The following is a 2,379-nucleotide window of genomic DNA, read 5'->3' as shown; positions in this document are numbered from 1 at the left end:
GCTCGCGGCCGCGCCGTGGATCGGCTTGCCGGGTTTCACCACGCCGACTTTCCAGGCCGATGCGATCGTCCTGATCGCGCCGGTCGCGCTCATCCTCGTCGCCGAGAATCTCGGACACATCAAGGCCATCGGCGCGATGACGGGGCGGAGCCTCGACGGCTTTCTCGGCCGCGCCTTCCTTGGTGACAGCCTTGCCACGATCGCTTCAGCCTGCGGCGGGGGCACCGGCGTCACCACCTATGCCGAGAATATCGGCGTCATGGCGGCGACGAAGGTCTATTCGACGCTGCTGTTCGCCGTCGCCGCCCTGGTGTCGATCCTGCTCGGCTTCTCGCCGAAATTCGGCGCGCTCATCCTGTCGATCCCGGGTCCCGTCATCGGCGGTCTTTCGATCGTGCTGTTCGGGTTGATCGCCGCGATGGCTGGGCGGATCTGGGTCGAGAACAAGGTCGACTTCGCCAATCCTGCGAACTTGATCACCGTGGCCGTGGCGCTGACCGCGGGCGCTGGCGACCTCACGCTCAAATTCGGCGCGTTCACGATCGGCGGGATCGGAACCGCGACCTTCGGCGCCATCATCCTCTATCAGATCCTCACCTCTTCCCTTGCGCAACACGCGGAATGAATCCCAGGGCTGCGCTGGTGGGATGGAACAAAACGTCGCCTCCGTCGATGATGAGGCACTCCGGAGAAAGCTCATGCCACAGACCGACCGCTCGATCCCGTTTCCCTCGCGCCTCGTTGGCCAATACGCGCTGGTGACCGGCGCCTCGCAAGGCATCGGCCGTGCCGTCGCCATCCGCCTCGCCCAGGAAGGCGCGACCGTCGCCATCAACTATTTCGATCACCCTCAGAAGGCCGAAGAGACGCTCGCGCTCGCGCGGACGGCATCGGCCGATCGCGGCCACGGCAGGCTCGATCATGTCGTCGTCAAGGCTGACGTCGGCAACGAGCAGGACATCGCCGCGATGTTCGAGACCATCCTGGCGCGCTGGAAGCGCCTCGACTGTCTCGTCAACAATGCCGGCTTCCAGCGGGAATCGCCGAGCGATGCGCTCGACGTGGAAACCTATCGCCGCATCATCGACGTCAATCTCAATGGCGCCGTGCTCTGCGCGCAGAAGGCGCTGGCGCATTTCGTCGCGCGCGGCGGAGGCGGCAGCATCATCAATTGCTCCAGCGTCCACCAGATCATTCCGAAGCCCTTCTATCTCGCTTATTCGATCAGCAAGGGCGGCATGGCCAACCTGACGCGCACGCTCGCGCTCGAATTTGCCGGCCAAGGCATTCGTGTCAATGCGGTCGGTCCCGGCGCGATTGACACGCCGATCAACGCGGCCTGGACCGGTGATCCGGAAAAGCGCGGCGTCGTCACCAGCCACATTCCCATGGGGCGCGTCGGAACGCCGGAGGAGATCGCGGCCGTGTTCGCCTTCCTCGCCTCTGATGATGCGAGCTACATCACCGGGCAGACGATCTATGCCTGCGGTGGCCTGACGCTGTTCCCGGAATTCCGCGAGAACTGGGCAAGCTAGAAACGTAGGTTCACGGGCGAAATCACCAACTCATCACCCCGTGCCGACCGCTTCAGAAATCTGCTGCGAGCAGGTCGTAGGAGCCTCTGCTGCCGCGGACATACTTCCTGGCCGCGGTGGCACATATCAAGTCGCGATTGCAATCGAACGCATTCAGGAATCCCGATTCGGTGGCATTGGCGCTCGGTTGAATCTGCTTCAACGCGCCTTCATCGATGAAGAACGAGGCCTCGATGGCGCTGTCGTGTCCCCAGAACCGCACGGCATGCCGCGTCCGGTCATATGAGCGACTGTGATTTGGAAAATCAATCATGGGTCGGGCCGATCAGGTTGCAGGTGCCATGCGCCTTCACGCCGTTTGAGTCGGGGCACGCTGGGTGGCCGACGCCCGGCTTGCGTACGTCAGGAACACGGACGTTTAGTCGAGACCTGACTTGAGCGAGCCGGTTGCGCCTCTTTCAAATGATGCTTTGACGACAGGGTTACAACAGGATTCGGTCCCGATCGCGACAAATAGTTCTTCGCAAGCCTCGCTATTCGGCGAAAGGTGACTATATCCCGTTGATCACCGCTCGCCCCTCGGCCGTTATCGGTGACTGAGAGCATCGCGCTCCCGCCGCGACCAAGAGGCGGTCAATATGTCGGATTCCCCCGGATTCATCCTTCGTGAGTGGCTCGTACCTCCGGTCTTGCTGCCCATCTTCTTCGTGCTGCTGATCGCCGCTTCCATGTTGATTCAATGGTAGTCGGCTTCGGCGCGCCTTCGCCGTCGGATCAGGCATCGGATTCAATTCAGCCGTCGTTGGCTTGCGAGCTGAACTCCAGGGCGATCGACGCCTTGCGT

3 protein-coding genes are annotated in these 2,379 nt (G+C 62.5%); 2 read left to right on the top strand and 1 reads right to left on the bottom strand.

Annotated elements, in window-relative coordinates:
* A partial coding sequence (locus tag AC1D00_RS36780; protein ID WP_477014043.1) for a solute carrier family 23 protein occupies positions 1–625 on the top strand: 625 nt, incomplete at its 5' end.
* Between the two features lie 73 nt (positions 626–698).
* The gene (locus AC1D00_RS36775) at positions 699–1,535 is read left to right on the top strand and encodes an SDR family oxidoreductase (protein ID WP_477014042.1); all 837 of its coding nucleotides are present in this window, start codon (positions 699–701) and stop codon (positions 1,533–1,535) included.
* Positions 1,536–1,587: 52 nt separating this feature from the next.
* Here AC1D00_RS36775 and AC1D00_RS36770 read toward each other — a convergent pair whose 3' ends face one another.
* Positions 1,588–1,848, bottom strand: a complete 261-nt coding sequence (locus AC1D00_RS36770; protein WP_135177177.1) for a DUF1488 family protein — start codon at positions 1,846–1,848, stop codon at positions 1,588–1,590.
* Positions 1,849–2,379 lie beyond the last annotated feature (531 nt).

Source organism: Bradyrhizobium sp. P2_E8 (genome assembly GCF_056403875.1).
The sequence above is the reverse complement of the archived record's forward strand: the minus strand, read 5'-3'. Positions and strand labels throughout refer to the sequence as shown.

What these genes read in the sequence shown, in the direction of transcription:
- AC1D00_RS36775 (WP_477014042.1), top strand. Translation starts at nt 699, where the DNA reads ATGCCACAGACCGACCGCTCGATCCCGTTTCCCTCGCGCCTCGTTGGC.
- AC1D00_RS36770 (WP_135177177.1), bottom strand. Translation starts at nt 1,848, where the DNA reads ATGATTGATTTTCCAAATCACAGTCGCTCATATGACCGGACGCGGCAT.